General features: G+C 60.2%; 16 protein-coding genes. 2 read left to right on the forward strand and 14 right to left on the reverse strand.

Features of this window, described 5'->3' with window-relative positions:
- The first annotated feature begins 32 nt into the window (after window positions 1-32).
- The gene (locus tag E6C55_RS29130; protein ID WP_136373354.1) at window positions 33-2,648 is read left to right on the forward strand and encodes an S-layer homology domain-containing protein; all 2,616 of its coding nucleotides are present in this window, start codon (window positions 33-35) and stop codon (window positions 2,646-2,648) included.
- Window positions 2,649-2,723: 75 nt separating this feature from the next.
- On the opposite strand, the gene E6C55_RS29135 is transcribed toward E6C55_RS29130, so the two are convergent.
- From E6C55_RS29135 to E6C55_RS29185, 11 genes are all read right to left on the reverse strand, one after another.
- Complete coding sequence (locus tag E6C55_RS29135; RefSeq protein ID WP_136373355.1) at window positions 2,724-2,954, reverse strand: hypothetical protein; 231 nt, start codon at window positions 2,952-2,954, stop codon at window positions 2,724-2,726.
- Between the two features lie 114 nt (window positions 2,955-3,068).
- Window positions 3,069-3,638: a GNAT family N-acetyltransferase gene (locus tag E6C55_RS29140; RefSeq protein ID WP_136373356.1), complete on the reverse strand. Its 570-nt coding sequence runs from the start codon at window positions 3,636-3,638 to the stop codon at window positions 3,069-3,071.
- A 473-nt stretch (window positions 3,639-4,111) separates the two neighbouring features.
- A complete protein-coding gene (locus E6C55_RS29145) occupies window positions 4,112-5,185 on the reverse strand; it encodes an ABC transporter substrate-binding protein (protein ID WP_136373357.1) in 1,074 nt (357 codons plus the stop codon).
- Window positions 5,182-5,991, reverse strand: a complete 810-nt coding sequence (locus tag E6C55_RS29150; protein WP_136373358.1) for an ABC transporter permease — start codon at window positions 5,989-5,991, stop codon at window positions 5,182-5,184. The genes E6C55_RS29145 and E6C55_RS29150 overlap by 4 nt, the downstream gene beginning before the upstream one ends.
- The gene (locus tag E6C55_RS29155) at window positions 5,988-6,791 is read right to left on the reverse strand and encodes an ABC transporter permease (RefSeq protein WP_136373359.1); all 804 of its coding nucleotides are present in this window, start codon (window positions 6,789-6,791) and stop codon (window positions 5,988-5,990) included. Before E6C55_RS29155 ends, E6C55_RS29150 begins: the two co-directional genes overlap by 4 nt.
- Complete coding sequence (locus E6C55_RS29160) at window positions 6,781-7,851, reverse strand: ABC transporter ATP-binding protein (RefSeq protein ID WP_136373378.1); 1,071 nt, start codon at window positions 7,849-7,851, stop codon at window positions 6,781-6,783. Before E6C55_RS29160 ends, E6C55_RS29155 begins: the two co-directional genes overlap by 11 nt.
- Window positions 7,852-8,127: 276 nt before the next feature.
- Window positions 8,128-9,009, reverse strand: a complete 882-nt coding sequence (locus E6C55_RS29165) for an ROK family protein (protein ID WP_136373360.1) — start codon at window positions 9,007-9,009, stop codon at window positions 8,128-8,130.
- Between the two features lie 224 nt (window positions 9,010-9,233).
- On the reverse strand, window positions 9,234-9,722 hold the full coding sequence (locus tag E6C55_RS29170; protein ID WP_230986910.1) for a C40 family peptidase: 489 nt from the start codon (window positions 9,720-9,722) through the stop codon (window positions 9,234-9,236).
- Window positions 9,723-9,934: 212 nt separating this feature from the next.
- Window positions 9,935-10,909 (reverse strand): AraC family transcriptional regulator, encoded by a 975-nt coding sequence (locus tag E6C55_RS29175; RefSeq protein WP_136373362.1) that lies wholly within the window; start codon window positions 10,907-10,909, stop codon window positions 9,935-9,937.
- A 68-nt stretch (window positions 10,910-10,977) separates the two neighbouring features.
- The gene (locus E6C55_RS29180) at window positions 10,978-12,048 is read right to left on the reverse strand and encodes a Gfo/Idh/MocA family protein (RefSeq protein ID WP_230986911.1); all 1,071 of its coding nucleotides are present in this window, start codon (window positions 12,046-12,048) and stop codon (window positions 10,978-10,980) included.
- 97 nt (window positions 12,049-12,145) lie between these two features.
- Window positions 12,146-13,312, reverse strand: a complete 1,167-nt coding sequence (locus tag E6C55_RS29185) for a Gfo/Idh/MocA family protein (protein WP_136373364.1) — start codon at window positions 13,310-13,312, stop codon at window positions 12,146-12,148.
- A 616-nt stretch (window positions 13,313-13,928) separates the two neighbouring features.
- On the opposite strand from E6C55_RS29185, the gene E6C55_RS35495 reads away from it, so the two are divergent.
- Window positions 13,929-14,015, forward strand: coding sequence for a putative holin-like toxin (locus E6C55_RS35495; RefSeq protein WP_378050191.1), 87 nt, complete (start codon window positions 13,929-13,931; stop codon window positions 14,013-14,015).
- A gap of 190 nt (window positions 14,016-14,205) precedes the next feature.
- Here E6C55_RS35495 and E6C55_RS29190 read toward each other — a convergent pair whose 3' ends face one another.
- The 3 genes from E6C55_RS29190 to E6C55_RS29200 are packed head-to-tail and all read right to left on the reverse strand — an operon-like array spanning window position 14,206 to window position 17,735.
- Window positions 14,206-15,222: a zinc-binding alcohol dehydrogenase family protein gene (locus E6C55_RS29190; protein ID WP_136373365.1), complete on the reverse strand. Its 1,017-nt coding sequence runs from the start codon at window positions 15,220-15,222 to the stop codon at window positions 14,206-14,208.
- A 15-nt stretch (window positions 15,223-15,237) separates the two neighbouring features.
- Window positions 15,238-16,182 carry an aldo/keto reductase gene (locus E6C55_RS29195; RefSeq protein ID WP_136373366.1) on the reverse strand — a complete coding sequence of 315 codons (945 nt, stop codon included), beginning with the start codon at window positions 16,180-16,182 and terminating at the stop codon, window positions 15,238-15,240.
- Window positions 16,182-17,735, reverse strand: coding sequence for a UxaA family hydrolase (locus tag E6C55_RS29200; protein ID WP_136373367.1), 1,554 nt, complete (start codon window positions 17,733-17,735; stop codon window positions 16,182-16,184). The genes E6C55_RS29195 and E6C55_RS29200 overlap by 1 nt, the downstream gene beginning before the upstream one ends.
- Between the last annotated feature and the right edge of the window lie 3 nt (window positions 17,736-17,738).

Genomic DNA, 17,738 nt, shown 5'->3' on the forward strand with positions numbered 1-17,738 from the left:
AGTTTAGGGAGTTACTTAGGAGGGAATCACGCTTGAATCGCCATCTTATTCGCAAAATCAGCATCGCGCTGCTCGCCAGCCTCCTGCTGTACGTCAGCTTTCCATTGATCTCCTACGCCGCCAGCTACATCAAGCTTGTCTACGACTCGGTCAGCGGCAATATTTACGGAGTCATCTACTCCGACCGGTCCTCGGTCAATCTCTCCGTGTACGACGGCGAGGGCAATCCGACGGACATGACCTCCGAGCTCGTGGGTTCGGCTAACCGGGCGTACCAAGGAGCGCAATATTACTATGATGTCAATGGCAACATAGGGGCCAACCGTTCCATCGGCAACATAACGGTAACGGACGACAGCGTGCACGAGCTGCTTCCGGAATGGCAGGGGCTGAAGGCCGTGTTCGCGAGGAACGATTCGTTGCCAGCTCCAATATTGTGGTCTTATACTGATCTGTTGAATGTTGGCCCCGATTCTGCCCAGGTCCTTCTTTACTGGAATCGTCTTACGATACCTAACTTAGTCGAATATAGAATTTACCGGGACAATCAACTAATCGACAGCACCAGTTCTAATCATTATTTGTATAACGCCCCGCTCCTGTCCCGGGTGAAGAATATCGGAGTGTCCGCCGTGGATAGCTTCGGTCAGGAATCTCCGATTTCGCCGATGCGTCAGTTCTATGTCCCGGGTTATTTAAACGTTGGCTTCAGCGGCAAGCCGAGCGGTTATACTTTACAAAGAAACGATAGCTTGTTTACGTTCCGCCCCGACACTAACCCGGCGTTATCTCCGCCCGACAACGCTTTTACATCCCTATCCTTCATTCTAAAGTCGGCTTATAAACAAGAGAATGGCGGTTATACTTACCAACCTTATCAGATCGATTTGAGCGAATTATCCGCTTCCGACTTCGAACTTGTCGATAGCAGCGGGACAGCGATCCCTCTTGACACGTTCCATGCCGAGCCTTTTGTGTCGTCGGGAACTCCCGGCTATTCCGTTTATAGTTTCGAATTTAATTACAAAACCGCTTTGGATCGCACCAAGAACTACACCCTTCGGCTGTCATCTACAAGCTCCGGAGACGAAATCAAGCTTCCCGACGCGAATACCGATAAGGGTAATTTTATCTTGATTATGAATTCCAATGCCTATGAGTCATCCTACAATACATTCCGTTCCGGCCCCGTTATTATTGGAGATGCCAATCCGCCGGCCAAGCCATCCGGCTTCTCCGCAACCGCGGGAGACCAAGCCATCAGCATCCAATGGTCCCCCAACACGGAGAGCGACCTGGCCGGCTATCTCGTTTATCTGGATGGAGCGCTGATGACGCCGAACCCGATAACGGCGACTTCTTACCAGTTGACGGGCCTTACGAACGGCAAGACCTACCACGTGAACGTAGCGGCCGTGGACGAGGTCGGCAATCGCTCGCTTCAGGCTTACGCATGGCCGACTCCTGTCGCTGCCAGCGGCGGCGGGGGCGGCGGTGGTGGTGGCGGTGGTGGCGGTGGTGGCAGCAGCGACGCGGAAGCGACCGATCCTTGCCTGGAGCCGATTACCGCCGAGCAGATGAAGAACGACAACGGCTACGTCAAGCTTAGCGTCTGCGAGACGATCGAGCAGATCGACGTTCCCGCCGTCGCGGACGCCTTAAGCGGAGACAGCACACTCTCGCTCAGCAACGGCCCGGTCACCGCCGAGCTTCCGGCCGAGGTTGTGAAGCAGTTGCTGGCCCTGATCGACGAGAGCGAGAGAGCGGACGCGCGCATCGTGTTCGATCTGTCGAAGCTGACTTCCGACGAGCTGAGCCAGGCGCTGTCGGACGCTCAGAAGAAGCTTGCCAACACGACGCTCGGCGCGGCGGGCGAAGCGTACGACTTCACGCTGTCGATCCGAACCAAAGACGGTGCGGAGAAGAAGCTGACGACCTTCAGCCAGCCTGTCCAGCTTAAGCTGAAGCTCTCTGACTCTGCGGACCCCAACAAGACGGGGCTGTACTATCTGGGCGACAACAACAAGCTGGAATATGTCGGCGGCCGGATCGCCAACGGGTACCTGACGGCGTCCGTCGATCACTTCAGCCGTTATGCCGCCGTGGAATACAGCAGACAATTCGACGACCTTCCTTCGGCCCACTGGTCGTTCCAAGCCGTCTCGAACTTGGCTTCCAAACATGCGATCGAAGGGATCGACGAGAGGAACTTCGCTCCGTCGCGCAACATCACAAGAGCCGAATTCGCCTCGCTGCTCGCCAGGGTTCTCGAGCTGAAGCCCGGCAGCGGCTCCGCGTTCTCCGACGTGGCGAACAACGCCTGGTACGCCGAAGAAGTCCGGGCGGCCGCGGCTGCGGGAATCGTCTCCGGGAGCCCGGACGGCCGCTTCCTGCCGAACGATAAGATCACGCGCCAAGAGATGACGGTCATGTTTATGAAAGCTTACGAGCTGAAGAACGGCAAGACGCAAGCTGCCGAGCTGAGCAAGCCGTTCGCGGACAGCGAGCGGATCGCCGCTTGGGCCGCGCCGTATGTCAACGCCGCCTACGGCCTCCGTCTCGTCTCCGGTACGGGAGACGGGCAGTTCCAGCCGTTAGGAACGGCCACCCGCGCCGAAGCTGCGGTCATTCTCTCGAAGCTGCTCTGACCGCCGACCCACAAAAGCTCCGATCCCCTGTTATGACAGGAGACCGGAGCTTTTTGGCATCGCCAGCGATAATGTTCAGGAAGCCACCACGTAACCGAGCAGCAAGAGAAGCGGAATGAGCCACAGCAGCGGGATCTGGTTTACCCACACGGCCGCTTTGAACTTGCGGAGATGGTAGAGCGCCCAGGCCGTCCCTGCGGAGATCAGAAGCGCAAGCGGGTAGAGCCAGTTCGCGATGTACAGCGCCAACAGCCAATGATAGGAGGCCGAGTCCGTGTCCGGGTTGTCGAAGCCCATCGTCGCCATCAGCGCGACGACGAACCACGGTGCTGCGAGAAGAAGATAGATGACGTGCGCGATCCATAAGTAAGTGTTGACCTTAACGTTCTTCAGAAGAAAGCCTCCGATCGTTTAATAATTCTATCTCCTCCGGAACGCCCGCTCATGGAAGCCGGTGATCCACTTGAACAGCTTCTTGCCATCGGCGGGCAGCGGATTGTCCGAATCGAAGCTCAGCGTCATCGCCCGGTACGGCTCCGGCACCCAGATGTAGGAATGCACGTATTCAGTCGGCCGGAAGCCGCAGCGCTCCCAGAACCGGATGCGCGCGAGATTGTCCGGCGTCGCTTCGGCCTCCACCTCGATCAAGAGCCCGTCCAGGCTGCGCCGCCGGGCCTCTCCTTCGATCTCGCGCACAAGCCTCCGGCCCAATCCTCGCCCCCGCAAGGAAGCGCGAACGGCCAAGTAATCGATCAGGATCACCTTCGCGCCGGACAGCACGCCCGTGAACGCGATCGCCTGAACCTCGCCGCTCTCCCCGTCGGTCAGCGCATGAAGAAGACCTTGCCCTTCGCCGAACATGCCGGCGATGATTCGGTCCGGCTTGCGCCCCTTCACGTCCGGGAACGCCTCGTGATAAAGCTCGAGCGCAGCCGGCCACAGTTCGTTGTTCGTATCGGTTACGGTACGGAAGGTTGCGGATGATGTCATAGGTGTTGCGATGTCTCCTTGGTCACGAAGTTTTATGTGATTTTTAGCATTCGTTGGCCGGGATTTCGATGGAATCGCGGTGTTTTATGTGATTTTTCGCATACATGCGGCAACTCGAGCCGGAATTTTCTTCATTTATGCTATTTTTCACATAAAAGTGGTCGTCCGTGGCGGTTGGGCAGCGATTGTATGTGGTTTTTCACATAAAAGTGTCCTCTGGCGGCGGTTGGGCAGCGGTTGTATGCGGTTTTTCACATAAAAGTGGTCGTCCGTGGCGGTCGGGCGGCGGTTGTATGCTATTTTTCGCATAAAAGTGGTCCATCCACTCGCAAACTATGCGAATGCCGGCACCCGCTGCCCCTTGCGCCAACCGCCAACCATACGAACGCCGGCACCCGCCTCTCCGCGCGGATATCGGCGTCCCAGGGGCTTGTCGCGCCGCCGAGTGCCGAGTGCCAAATGCCGAGTCCGGGCTACTTGCTGTGCATCTTGAACTCGAGGAACAGCTCGTTGTAGTGCGCGAGCATCTTCTTGCCGAGGTTGTCGTACACCTCGAGCTTGTCGGTCAGCTCCGCGTTCGGGTAGAAGCGCTCGTCCTCCGCGATGTCGGCGGGCAGCAGCTTGAACGACTCCGCGTTCGGCGTCGAGTAGCCGACGTACTCCGTGTTGCGCTCGCCGACCTCGGCATCCAGCATGAAGTTGATGAACTGGTGGGCGGCCTCCAGGTTCTTCGCCGTCTTCGGGATGACCATGTTGTCGAACCAGAGGTTCGAGCCCTCCTGCGGAACGACGTAGTCGAGCTTCTCGTTCTCGCTCAGAATCTCCGAGGCGTCGCCCGACCAGACGAGCCCGACCGCCGCTTCCTCGTTCGCCAGCAGCATCTTGATCTCGTCGCCGACGAGCGCCTTCACGTTCGGCGTCAACTGCTTGAGCTTCGCGAGAGCCTCCTGAAGATGAGCTTCATCGAGGTCGTTGAGCGAATAGCCGAGGCTGTTCAGCCCCATGCCCATCACCTCGCGGGCGCTGTCGACGAGCAGGATGTCGTTGCGAAGCTCCGGGCTCCACAGGTCGTTCCAACTGTCGAACGTCAAGTCGCCGACGAGCTCGGGGTTGTACACGATGCCGACCGTCCCCCAGAAGTAAGGCACGGAGTAGACGTTGCCCGGATCGAAGCTGAGGTCGAGGAAGCGCGAATCGACGTTCGCAAGGTTCGGCACCTTGGCGTGGTCGATGGGAAGCAGCAGGTTCTCCTCGACCATCTTGCTGATCGCATAGTCGGAAGGAACCGCGACGTCGAACGTCGTGCCTCCCTGCGCGACCTTCGTCAGCATCGCCTCGTTGGAGTCGAACGTCTGATAGATGACCTTGACGCCCGTCTGCGCCTCGAATTCGGCGATCAGCTCGGGGTCGATGTAATCGCCCCAGTTGTAGACGGTCAGCGTGTTCGCGCCGGAGTAGCCCTGCTCGGAATTGAGGTACGAGGTCAGGTACATGAGAGCGAAGGCCGCGACCAGAACGGCCGCTCCCAATCGGACAAGCTGCTTCATAGACGGGCACCCGCTTCCTGAATTCGTCCGTTGCGCCGGGTAATGAGGTAGTAGCCCACAACGAGCAGGATCGTGAACAGGAACAGCAGCGTGGAGAGCGCGTTGATGTTCAGCGCGACGCCTTGGCGAGCCCGGGAGTAGATCTCGACGGACAGCGTCGAGAAGCCGTTGCCGGTCACGAAGAACGTCACCGCGAAGTCGTCGAGCGAATACGTCAGCGCCATGAAGAAGCCGGCGAACACGCCGGACTTGATGTACGGCAGAATGACCTTGGTCAGCACGTCCCAGCCGTTCGCGCCCAGGTCCTTGGCCGCATCGACAAGCGAAGGGTTCATCTCCTGCAGCTTCGGCAGAATCATCAGCACGACGATCGGGACGCTGAAGGCGACGTGCGAGATGAGCACGGAGCCGAAGCCGAGCTTCAGGCCGATCATCGTGAACAGAATGAGGAACGAGGCGCCGATGACGACGTCCGGGTTAACGATCAGCACGTTGTTGAGCGACAGCAGCGCGCTCTTGGTCCGCTGGCGGCGGACGCGATGAATCGCGATGGCGCCGACGATGCCCAGAATCGTCGAGAGGAGCGAGGAGAACAGCGCAACGACGAACGTGTTCAGCACGATGATGAGCAGCCGGGTGTCGGAGAACACCTCGCCGTACCACTCCAGCGTGAAGCCGTCGTACCCGTGCATCGTCCCGCCGCTGTTGAAGGAGTAGACGACCAGATAGAGGATCGGGGCGTACAGGACAACGAAGACGGCGATCAGATACAGATGGGACCACTTCCAGCCACCGTTTGCCTTCATCTCGCTCCCCTCCTTTTGCCGCCGGTTGCCAGCATGATGATCGCCATTACAATAACAAGGAACACCGCAATCGTCGCGCCCATGCCCCAATCCTGCGTCACGAGGAAGTGCTGCTCAATCGCCGTGCCCAGCGTAATGACGCGGTTGCCCGCGATCAGCCGGGTGATCATGAACAGCGACAGCGACGGGATGAACACCGCCTGGCAGCCCGACTTGATCCCGTCGATCGTCAGCGGAAGAATGACCCGGCGAATCGTCGTCCAGGCGGAAGCTCCGAGATCGCGCGCGGCGTGAAGCAGCGACGGGTTAAGCTCCTCCAGCGAATTGTAGATCGGCAGCAGCATAAACGGGATAAAAATATACACCGACACGAACACGAAGCTGAAGTCGGTAAACAGAATCTGATGGCGACCGAGGCCGACCGCTTCCAGCAGCTCGTTCGTCAAGCCGTACGTCCCGAACAAGCCGATGAACGCGTACGCCTTGAGCAGAAGGTTGACCCAGCTCGGCACGATGATGAGCAGCAGCCAGAGCTGCTTGTGCTTCGTCTTCGTCAGCAGGTAGGTGGTCGGATACGCGATCACGAGCGAGAAGAAGGTGATGAGCAGCGCGTACCAGAAGGAGCTGACCGTCATCTTCAGGTAAACGGATGTGAAGAAGTGCGAATAATTGCCGAGCGTCCAGCCGCCCTCGATGTCCCGGAATGAATAGTACACAATCAGCAAGATCGGCGCCGCGACAAAAAGAACGATCCAGAGCAGGTACGGAGCCAAGTAGAAGTTACGGGACTTAGTCCTCATCGCCGCTCACCTCGGTGAATTGCTCGATTCGCTTGTCGAACTCCTCCTCCGTCTCGTTGAAGCGCATAATATGGATCGCCTCCGGATCGAAGTCGAGCCCGATCTCCTCGCCGACGGTCGCCTTCCGCGTGGAATGGACCAGCCAGCGATTGCCCGCTTCGTCGATGCCGACGATCTCGTAGTGCACGCCGCGGAACAACTGCGAGTCAACGCGTATCTTCAGCTTGCCTTGCTCCGGCGAAGTGATCTCCAGATCCTCCGGCCGGATGACGACCTCGACCGGCTCGCTCTCGTGGAAGCCTCCGTCGACGCACTCGAAGGTGCGGCCGGCGAACTTCACGAGGTAATCGCGGACGATCGTTCCTCCGATAATGTTCGACTCGCCGATGAAGTCCGCCACGAAGCGGTTGATCGGCTCGTCGTAGATGTCGGTCGGCGTTCCGCTCTGCTGGATCGTTCCCTTGTCCAGGACGAAGATCTCGTCCGACATAGCGAGCGCCTCTTCCTGATCGTGTGTGACGAAGATAAACGTGATGCCGAGGCGGCGCTGCAGCTCGCGAAGCTCCGCTTGCATCTCCGTGCGCAGCTTCAGGTCGAGCGCCGAGAGGGGCTCGTCCAGCAGCAGCACGTCCGGCTCGTTCACGATCGCGCGGGCGATCGCCACCCGCTGCCGCTGGCCGCCGGACATCTCGGAGATCTCCCGCTTCTCGTAGCCGGACAGATTGACGAAGCGCAGCGCCTCGGTTACTTTCTTGTCGATCTCGGCTTGCTTCAGCTTCTTGATGCGGAGCCCGAACGCGACGTTCTCGAACACGTTCAGGTGCGGGAACAGCGCATAATCCTGGAACACCGTGTTCACCTGGCGCTTGTTCGCCGGCACGTCGTTGATCCGCTTGCCCTTCAGGTAGATATCGCCCTGAGACGGAGTAAGGAAGCCCGCGATCAGGCGCAGAATCGTCGTCTTGCCGCAGCCGGACGGCCCGAGCAGCGTGTAGAACTTGCCGGGCTCGAGCTCGAAGCTGACGTCCTTCAGGATGGCGTTGTCGTTATCGTACCTCATGGTGACTTGCTGGAATTGGATGATGGCGTTGCTCACCGGCCTATCCGTCCTCCCTTGATCGGCATCCGCGAATTGGCATGCGCACTCTGTATTGGCATAGCTTGAATCGCCTTCCGTACTTCTATACCCCGTCCGGTCCGTGTCGAAGAAGTCGGTTAGTCGGTTATAGTGTATACAGGCAAGTCCCGGCTTTCAACAGAATTTCGTAAAATATCGCGGTTTGCGCGGAAAAAGCACAAAATCCGCCCCCAGAAGGAGCGGATTCCGTCGAATGCCTTATCTATTCTGGTTCCAAGCCTGGAGCCCGAGCGCGATCGAGCCGCACAGGCCGGCGTTGTCGCCGAGGCCCGGGGGCACGATGTAGTCGTCCAGCCCCGAGACGATCGCCTGCGCGTTCACGTAACCGTTCAAGTTGCTGCGCACTTCCTCGCGGATGAGCGGGAACAGTTGCAGTTGATGCATGACGCCGCCGCCAAGGATGATCTTCTTCGGCGATATCATCAGGATGGCGTTCGCGAGCGCCTGCCCGATGTAGAACGCCTCCATCCGCCAGGCCGGGTGGTCCTCCGACAGCTCGCTGCCCTTCACCTTCCAACGGCGCTCGATGGCCGGGCCGGCCGCGATGCCTTCGAAGCAGTCGCCGTGGTACGGGCAGAAGCCTTCATACGCATCGTCCGGATGCCGCCGCGTGAGCACATGCCCTCCCTCCGGATGGACGAGCCCGTGGACCATTTTCCCCTCGGCATAGACGCCAACCCCGACTCCCGTCCCAATCGTGTAATACAGCACGCTGTCGAGTCCCTTCGCCGCGCCCCAGGTCGCTTCGCCGAACGCCGCCGCGTTGACGTCCGTGTCCCAGCCGAACGGAACGTCGAACTCTCTCTTCAGCGTGTCCAGGAACGGATAGTTCGACCAGCCCGGCTTCGGGGTCGTCGTTACGTAACCGTACGTCGGGCTATTCGGATCGATATCGATCGGGCCGAACGTGCCGACGCCAATCGCTTCCACTTGCTTATCCTTAAAGTAGGCGATCACTTGGCCGAGCGTCTTCTCCGGCTGCTCCGTCGGGAAGCTGACCCGATCCAGCACGATCCCGTTCTCGTCGCCGATCCCGCAGACGAACTTCGTGCCGCCCGCTTCGATTGCTCCAATGCGCATGCGTATGTTCCTCCAACTCGTTTATCTAGTCCAGTCTCTATTGTAGCGGCATTTGGCGGTCGAAGCTACATCCTGCTATCCTGCCGCATCCCGAGTCGGATGCCGAGCGGAAGCGCAGAAGCACGAACGGACTCTCCTTGGCCTGTGCCCGGAGAATCCGCCGTGGTTCATTCTTCTATATGTGCATGCCTATGCGCATGCCGCCATGCAGGCAACCGTGCCGATTACAGAATCCGTCTCGCCGTTACGTAGGCGTTCTTCCAATAAGTGCTGTTCATATCGGAGAGCGTAACCCCTTGGCTGCTGCTCGCGTGGAGAATCTTGCCTTCGCCCGCGTAGATGGCCACGTGGCTGATCCAGCCGCTTCCCGTCCGGAAGAACACGAGATCCCCTACGCTCAGATAAGCTTTATCGACCTTCGTCCCCATGTACGCCTGTTCCGACGACGTTCGCGGAAGCGAGACGCCGAGCTGGCGGAACACGAATTGCGTGTAGGAGGAGCAATCGAACGAGGTTCCCCAGATGCCGGACGCGCCGTAGACGTATGGGGTTCCTATGTAGTTTTTGCCAATGGAGAGCAATTCCAGCGACTCGGCTGTCGCGGCGCTCGCTCCGGTAGAGTGAACGGCCGTCATCCCGAACCAACCTATGCTTGCGAGCAAACCGACCATCATAAGCTTCTTCTTGACTGCGCCTGCTTTCCCTGCTTTCACCGAGTGCCCTCCCTGCGTTCCTCCGTGCCTTCTTGCAGAACGAATCGTCATGCATTCTTGCCGAGCGAACGGTGTTTGTCGTTGGGAACACTATAGCACAGGCGAAACACCCTAATTTTTTCCAAGGTGAAGCGGACCTCGCGCGAGTCAACGCCCTAAAGCGTTTTCTTAGAAAAGGATGAGAATTTCCTCATGTACGCAACCTTGACTTCTCATTTATCGTAACGGTGCGGCAGCGGCACGGGTTCAGCGTTTATTCGGACGGGTTCTCGGGCGGCTCCCGGAACCTCGCGAGAGCTGTCGTTTATCCTCCCCCGATACTGCTGCGGGCTCATGCCGACGGTCGTCTTGAACAGCCGGCTGAAGTGCGCCAGATGAGAGAACCCGACCGCCTTGGAGACGGAAGATACGGAACGGTGAGGCTCGAAGCGGAACAGGATCTTCGCCTGGTTGATCCTGCGGTTGTACAGGTACTTGAACACGGTTGTCCCCGTCACCCGCTTGAACAGATTCGACAGGTACGGCTTGGTCAGATGAAGCGCGTCCGCAATCGCGTCCAGCGTCAGCTCCTCCGCATAATGCTCTTCGAGGTACGAGAGCACTCCCTGCACATGCTCCTCCTGCTGCGGCCGCTGTTCGCCCTCTCCCGCCGGAGACTCGAACCACCCCCGGATCAGCAGAAGCAGCTCCAGGAACAGCACGTCGAGCTTATCGAGCGCAGCGGCCGACCCGGCTCCGCCCTCCCGCTTCCTCTTCTCCGCCAGCTTGGCCATCTGCGCGTAGAGGCGTTCGACCTCGGCCCGCTGCTCCGGGTCGAGCGACAGCCTCGCGTTGCGCAACTCCTCGAACGGGCCAAGCAAGCCGGCGGCCGGCTCCGACCGCAGCAGCTTGTGCACGTACGCCGGGTTGAAGTGAAGGATGGAACGAACGTACGGCTTATCCGGCGAAGGATTCGCGCAATGCAGCGTCATGCCGTGCATCAGAATGAGATCGCCGGGCTGAAGCACCATCAGCTTGTCCCCAATCAGGTACGTGCATTCGCCTTCCTGGAAGTAATAAACCTCATAATGGGCATGCGAATGGAACGGCGCCCCGTGAATCGGGGAGTCGTTCCGGTAAGAGCATTCGATCGGATGCTCGATCTGATAGATGTATTGGTTCGGATTCTGGCTATCGTCCGGGCGCATAAGCGGCTCACACGCTCCTCCAGCAACGTTCTCGCTTGGATAACTCGCTAGAGACCATTGTAGCACGCTCAGCCCGTTACGCGAACCGCCCGCTCCTGGGCGATCAGACACAGCTCCGCCGCCTTGAACGCATGTTCCTGGGTCATCGCATTCTCGGTGCGGTTCAGGCAGTCGAGAATCAGCTCGCCGAAGAACGGATAACCGACCCGCCCGGCCACCGAATAATGATACTCGCCGCTCTTATTGACCAGATAAACGTGATCCCCCGCCTTTTCCCGGCCGACATCGACGTACTTGCGCAGCTCGATATACCCTTCCGTGCCCAGGATGAACAGGCGCCCGTCGCCCCAGGTCGAGAGTCCGTCCGGCGTGAACCAGTCGACCCGGAAGTAGTGCGTCGCCCCGTTGTCGCCGACCAGCGTCGCATCCCCGAAGTCCTCGAGCTCCGGCTTGTCCGGGTTCGCGTAGTTGCCGACCTTGCTCGCTTGCACCGTCGCGTCCTTGCACCCCGCGTAGTACAGGAATTGCTCGATCTGGTGGCTGCCGATGTCGCAGAGGATGCCCCCGTACTTCGCCTTCTGGAAAAACCACTCCGGACGAGATCCCTTGTTCAAGCGGTGAGGCCCCATTCCCATAACCTGCAGAACGCTGCCGATCGCTCCCTCCTTGATGAGCTGACCGGCGTAGACGGCGCTCTCGACGTGCAGCCGCTCGCTGTAGTACACCATATACTTGCGTCCGGTTCGGGCGGCCGCTTCTCTCGCTTGCGCAAGCTGCTCCAGCGTCGTGAACGGGCTCTTGTCGGTGAAGTAGTCCTTGCCGCTCTCCATGACGCGGATGCCGAGCGCGGCGCGCTCCGACGGAATCGCCGCGCCCGCGACGAGCTTCACCTCGGGGTCGCTTAAGATCTGCTCGAGGGACTCGGCGGCTTGAACCTGCGTCTGCGGGTAGGCGGCGAGGAACGCCGCTACCTTCTGCGGATCGGGGTCGTACACCCACTTCAGCGTCGCGCCCGCTTCGAGCAGTCCGTTCGTCTGGCCGTAGATATGGCCGTGATCGAGCGCCGCGGCGGCGAAGACGAATTCGCCGGGCCGGACGACCGGCTGCGGCTTGACCGCCGACACCGGAGCGTAGTTCATGCCGTCGGCGCGATCGGGCTGCGGCTGCGCGCCGGTTGGCCGCCCGGAAGCTTGCGGATTCGAGTTGTTCGTCATTGTGTTGTCCCTCCCTTGATTGTCAGAAAGTCCGGCTGAGATCGACCGGCAGCGCAGCCTCGGCGGGCTCGCTCTTGCGGAAGGTCGACGATTCGATGCGTTTGGTCAATTCCTCGTAATGCAGTTGCTCGTCAAGCGGAAGCTCGACCCAACCGTCCGTCCACGTCGACAGGTGGATCGCGTTGGAGATCGTCAGGCCGAGCAGCCCTTCTTCGCCCGGAGCGACAAGCTCGGTCCCGTTCAGGATGGCGTCGGTGAAGTTCCGCATAATGCCCGCATGTTCGGGGCTCGGTCCTTGATCCGGAATCTCCACCTTCCATACCTCCGGCGTGCCGAACAGAATTTGGTTGCTCGCATTGAATTCCGTCTCGGATTGGCGCAGCCGCCAGAACGTCATCTTGCCGTCTTCGATGACGATTTTGCCGCGGTCGCCGGTCACTTCAAGGCGGTTCGTGCCCGGCGCGTCCGACGTCGAGGTGATGAACACCGCTGTCGCTCCGTTCCCGTATTCCGCGTAAGCGGTCACATCGTTCTCCACTTCGATGTTCCGGTGCTTGCCGAACTGGCAGAACGCGCGGATGCGGGTCGGCATCATGCCGATTGTCCACTGCCACAGGTCAAGCTGGTGCGGACACTGATTGATCAGCACGCCGCCGCCCTCGCCCGCCCATGTCGCGCGCCACGAGCCCGAATCGTAATACGCCTGCGACCGATACCAGTTCGTGATGATCCAGTTCGTGCGGCGAATCTCGCCGAGTTCGCCCGATTGGACCAGCTCGCGCAGCTTGCGGTAGAGCGGGTTCATCCGCTGGTTGTACATGATGCCGAACACCTTGCCGCTCTGCGCCGCCGCATCGTTCATCTCGCGCACCTGCTTCGCGTAGACGCCCGCCGGCTTCTCCACGAGCACGTGAACGCCGGCCGCGAACGCCTTGATCGCCTCGGCCGGGTGGCCGTAGTGCGGATTCGCGACGATTACCGCGTCGACAAGTCCGGAAGCGAGCATCTCGTCCGTGCTGCCGAAGACGGCGACGCCTTCCCATTGCCCTTGCGCCCACTCGCGCTTCGCTTCGATCTCGTCGCATACGGCAGTCAGCACGGCCCCCGCAATCTCCCCGCGGTAAATCGCGCCCGCGTGCGAGCTGCCCATGTTGCCGATGCCGATGATTCCGTACCTTACTTTGCTCATTCGAGTCCCTCCCGGTATTGACTGTCGTTAATATCCACCGTCGTTAATCCGCCTCGCTGCTTGAATGTCGCTATTGTAGCACACGCCGCAGCGGCTGAGCGGCTTGCCGGAGCGGAAGTTAACGACAGTCAACGGGAGGGTGAGAGTGCTCAATGAGAGTTAAATCGCAGCGGGGGCCGCCGGGGAGATGCTGCCTCCGCGATTTATATGATTTTTCACATTCGTCGGCCTTGGATTGGCGGCAATTGCGGCATTTTATGCGATTTTTAGCATATATACAGGAATTCGTGTGCGAATTCCCTCTATTTATGTTATTTTTCACATATAATCGCCCAAACTGCCCGTTATCACGCCGCACGAATGTGAATTTTCGCATAAAATCCGGCAGCCGAATGAGGAGCCGCGGCTCAGCCTGAAGCTTTAAGCGAAGGAATCGGGCCTATTATCCAACAAGCCCCGACTGCCGCATTTCTGCGATGGCCGGGGTTTGGATACGGTCATAACGAAGACTGGATTTTCTTTGTACTTATATAAAAAAATAACAAAACATGATATAGTTAGACAAGCACATAGAACGGCTTGAAAGGGCGGTCGGCTACCTCTCGCGAAGGGAGGGATGCCCGTGACAGTGTACGAAGCCTTAATGATCATGCTGACTTTCGGTTTGCTGATCGTTGCGCTGTTGTCCACAACACGAAAATAGACCGCCCCATCGCAGGGAACGCGGTCTATTTCCATACCCGTTGTACCTGAAGCCGACCGCCTTTGAAGCGGCTACTGTGCAGGGAGGAGTCGTGTTACCAGCACGGCTCCTTCTTTTAGTTTTATTATACTTACACGCCCTTATTCACGCAACCATTCCACCATAGCTTTTCCGTCTACAATTCTTCTGTCTACAGCTCCAGAATCGCCTTGATCACCTTCGCCTCCGGCTTCAGCCAGCCGTCGAAGCGCTCGATCATCTCCGCGAACGGAGCGCGGTGGGTGATGTAGCGGTCCAGATCGACCGCCCCGGTGCGGATCGTGTCCAGCACATGGGCGAAGTCCATCTTCGTCGCGTTGCGGCTGCCCATGAGCGTCAGCTCGCGCTTGTGGAACTCGGAGTCGTCGAAGGCGATGTCGCCCTTCACCAGACCGACGTAGACGAGCGAGCCGCCGTGGGCGACATATCCGACCGCAGCGCCCATCGACCTCGCATTGCCCGTCGCGTCGAACACGATCGTTGGATAGTCGCCGCCGGTCAGCTCGGCGAGCTTCTCCTTCGGCTGCTCAAGCGCGTTCACCGTGGCGTCAACGCGAGCCCAATCGGTGCAGAAGCGCAGCCGCTCCTCGTTCACGTCCATCGCGATAACCCGCGCGCCCGCCACCTTCGCGAACGCCATGACGCCGAGGCCGATCGGGCCCGCGCCGATGACGAGCACGGTCTCGCCGGCGACGGCGCCGGAACGGCGAACCGCGTGGGCGCCGATCGCGAGCGGCTCGACGACGGCCGCTTGATCGGCCGTCAGCCCTTCCGCGCGCACGAGGTGGCTCACCGGCACGGAGATTCGCTCCCGCATGCCGCCGTCGACATGCACCCCCATCACCTTCATGGCGGTGCAGCAATTCGTTTGGCCTCTCCGGCAGGCCACGCATTCCCCGCAATGCAGATAAGGAATAATGCTGACCAGGTCCCCCGCCGCGAAGCCTTCCTCATTGACGCCGACCTTCTCGATAATTCCTGCCAACTCGTGCCCAAGCACGCGCGGATAGGAGAAGAACGGCTGATTCCCCTTATACGCATGGAGATCCGTTCCGCAGATTCCGATGCGCCGGATTGCAACAATGGCTTCTCCCTCGCGCTCCTCCGGCTCCGGCAGATCGTTCCTTAACTCGAACCTCTCCACCTTTTCCAACACGATGCCCTTCATCCCGCCAGCCCCCCTCTATCGATGAACGCGCTCGTTGTAACGGGCGATTCCGCTCTCCCACGAACGGTTGTGCACGGGAGCCAGCAGCTCCAGCACCTCGCGCAGCAGCTCCTCGTCGATCGGCTCGTCGACCCAGGCGGCATTCTTCGCCACGTTGGCCGGATTCGCCGTGCTGATCAGCGTCGTCGGGATGCGCTCGTTCGAGGTGGAGAACTGGACCGCCAGCTTGGCGATGTCCTCGCCCCGCGACGCGCACAGCTCCGCCGCCGCCCGACATGCCCGCTTCAGCTCTTCGTCCGCCGGATGCCAGTCGGGAGCCCCGCGCGTGCCGAGCAGGCCCATCGAGAGCGGGGATGCATTGACGAGTCCGATTCCCCGCGATTCCAGCAGAGGAAGCAGATCGAGCAGTTGCGTATCGTTCAAGGAGTAGTGGCAGTACGAGAGAATCGCATCGACCTCGATCTGCGGCAGAAGCTGCTCGAACAGTCCGATCGGCAGCCCGCTGATGCCGGCGAAGCGGATTTTGCCTTGCTGCTTCAGGCGCACCAGAGTCGGCAGCGCCTCCTCGACAATGATCTCGGGGGACACGAATTCGATATCGTGCAGGAACAGCAGGTCCACATACTCAACGTTCAGCCGGACCAGACTCTCTTCCACACTCGCCGCGATCCTCCGGGCCGAGAAGTCGAATTCCCGCTCCCCGTAGCGCCCCGCCTTGGTGGACAGCAGATAGCGGTCCCGGGGCAGCTCCTTCAGCGCCTTGCCCAGAACGGTCTCCGCCTTCGTCAGCCCGTAGTAGGGCGAGACGTCGATCAGATTCATGCCGGCATCGACCGCCGCGTGCACGGTGCGCACGCTCTCCGCGTCGTCCGTCTCCCGGAACACCGACCCCAGCGACGAAGCTCCGAAGCTGAGCGCAGGCACCCGAAGCCCCGTTCGTCCCAATTCCCGGAAGCGCATCAGAGAATCACCCCATCCTTGAAAATCGCGATCTCGCGGAACCCGTTCCGCTCGTTATTCGTCCGGTTGTCGCCCGAGGCGAGACCGAGGAGGTAATCCCACAATTCGTCGGTCAGCTCGCCCATCGTCTTGCCCTCCAGCAATTGACCGGCGTTGAAGTCGATCCAGTTCTTCTTGCGGCCGGCGAGCTCCGAATTCGTCGCCAGCTTCACCGTCGGCACCGGGCCGCCGAACGGCGTGCCGCGTCCCGTCGTGAACAGAACGATGTGCGCTCCGCTCGCCGACAGCGCCGTGACGGACACCAGGTCGTTGCCCGGCGCTTCGAGCAGGTTGAGCCCCGGCTTCGACACGCGTTCGCCGTAAGGCAGAACGCCGGTAACTATCGCATGGCCGCCCTTCTGCGTGCAGCCGAGCGACTTCTCCTCGAGCGTCGTAATGCCGCCCGCCTTGTTGCCCGGCGACGGGTTCTCGTAGATCTCCTGGTCGTGGCGCAGGAAGTAGCGCTTGAAGTCGTTGACCAGATCGACGATCTGGCCGAACACCTCCTCGTTCTGCGCGCGGTTCATCAGGATCGTCTCGGCGCCGAACATCTCCGGCACCTCGGTCAGCACCGCCGTGCCGCCGTAGCCGATCAGCCGGTCGGAGATCGAGCCGACGAGCGGGTTCGCGGTAATGCCGGACAAGCCGTCGGAGCCGCCGCACTTCAGCCCGATGCGCAGCTTCGAGACGGGAATCGGCTCGCGCTTGAACGTGCCCGCGTACTCGATCAACTCCTCGATCAGCTCCAGCCCTCTCTCCAGCTCGTCTTCCTCTTCCTGCGACTTCATGAACTTCACGCGGCGAGGATCGTACTCCCCGATCGCTTGCTTAAACAAGTCGATCTGGTTGTTCTCGCAGCCGAGACCGACAACAAGCACGCCGGCCGCGTTCGGGTGATTCACGAGCGAAGCGAGCAGCTTCTGCGTATGCTCCAGATCGTCGCCGAGCTGCGAGCAGCCGAACGGATGCGCGAAGTGGAACACGCCGTCCACCTCGTCCCCGTCGATCGCCCGGCCGCGGTTCGCCAGAATCTCGCACGTCTTGTTGATGCAGCCGACCGTGTTGATGACCCAGATCTCGTTGCGGATGCCGACGTCTCCGTTCTCGCGCACGTAGCCTTGGAACGTCGGCACGCTCGTGTTCGCAGAGGCGGCCCATTCCGCAGCTTGGGTTGGAGCCGCCGCAGCAACAATAGCAGCAGTAGCAGCAGCCTCAACCGCCGCCGTCGGCTCGTATTCGTACTCCAGAATGCCGCTCAGTCCGGTGCCCAGGTTGTGCGTATGCACCCATGCGCCCGGCTTCAGGTCTTCCTTCGCCTTGCCGATGGAATAGCCGAACTTGAGCACGTCCGCACCCTGCACGACGGGAACCGTCACGATCTTGTGCCCCTTCGGCACCGCATCCGCAAGCGTCACCGTCTCGCCGTTCTCCAGCGTCACCGTCTCGCCCGCCTCATACGGACGAAGAGCGATGACGACCTGGTCCTTCGGCGACAATCGAATCCAATCGCTCATCGG

It is taken from the genome of Cohnella fermenti (genome assembly GCF_004801405.1).
Classification (GTDB): domain Bacteria; phylum Bacillota; class Bacilli; order Paenibacillales; family Paenibacillaceae; genus Cohnella; species Cohnella fermenti.

Coding starts and splice junctions, on each gene's coding strand:
- E6C55_RS29135 (WP_136373355.1), bottom strand. CDS start 2,954: ATGGCGACGATGGGCTTCGACAACCCGGACACGGACTCGGCCTCCTAT.
- E6C55_RS29140 (WP_136373356.1), bottom strand. CDS start 3,638: ATGACATCATCCGCAACCTTCCGTACCGTAACCGATACGAACAACGAA.
- E6C55_RS29145 (WP_136373357.1), bottom strand. CDS start 5,185: ATGAAGCAGCTTGTCCGATTGGGAGCGGCCGTTCTGGTCGCGGCCTTC.
- E6C55_RS29150 (WP_136373358.1), bottom strand. CDS start 5,991: ATGAAGGCAAACGGTGGCTGGAAGTGGTCCCATCTGTATCTGATCGCC.
- E6C55_RS29155 (WP_136373359.1), bottom strand. CDS start 6,791: ATGAGGACTAAGTCCCGTAACTTCTACTTGGCTCCGTACCTGCTCTGG.
- E6C55_RS29160 (WP_136373378.1), bottom strand. CDS start 7,851: ATGAGGTACGATAACGACAACGCCATCCTGAAGGACGTCAGCTTCGAG.
- E6C55_RS29165 (WP_136373360.1), bottom strand. CDS start 9,009: ATGCGCATTGGAGCAATCGAAGCGGGCGGCACGAAGTTCGTCTGCGGG.
- E6C55_RS29175 (WP_136373362.1), bottom strand. CDS start 10,909: ATGCGCCCGGACGATAGCCAGAATCCGAACCAATACATCTATCAGATC.
- E6C55_RS29180 (WP_230986911.1), bottom strand. CDS start 12,048: ATGAACTACGCTCCGGTGTCGGCGGTCAAGCCGCAGCCGGTCGTCCGG.
- E6C55_RS29185 (WP_136373364.1), bottom strand. CDS start 13,312: ATGAGCAAAGTAAGGTACGGAATCATCGGCATCGGCAACATGGGCAGC.
- E6C55_RS35495 (WP_378050191.1), top strand. CDS start 13,929: ATGCCCGTGACAGTGTACGAAGCCTTAATGATCATGCTGACTTTCGGT.
- E6C55_RS29190 (WP_136373365.1), bottom strand. CDS start 15,222: ATGAAGGGCATCGTGTTGGAAAAGGTGGAGAGGTTCGAGTTAAGGAAC.
- E6C55_RS29195 (WP_136373366.1), bottom strand. CDS start 16,182: ATGCGCTTCCGGGAATTGGGACGAACGGGGCTTCGGGTGCCTGCGCTC.
- E6C55_RS29200 (WP_136373367.1), bottom strand. CDS start 17,735: ATGAGCGATTGGATTCGATTGTCGCCGAAGGACCAGGTCGTCATCGCT.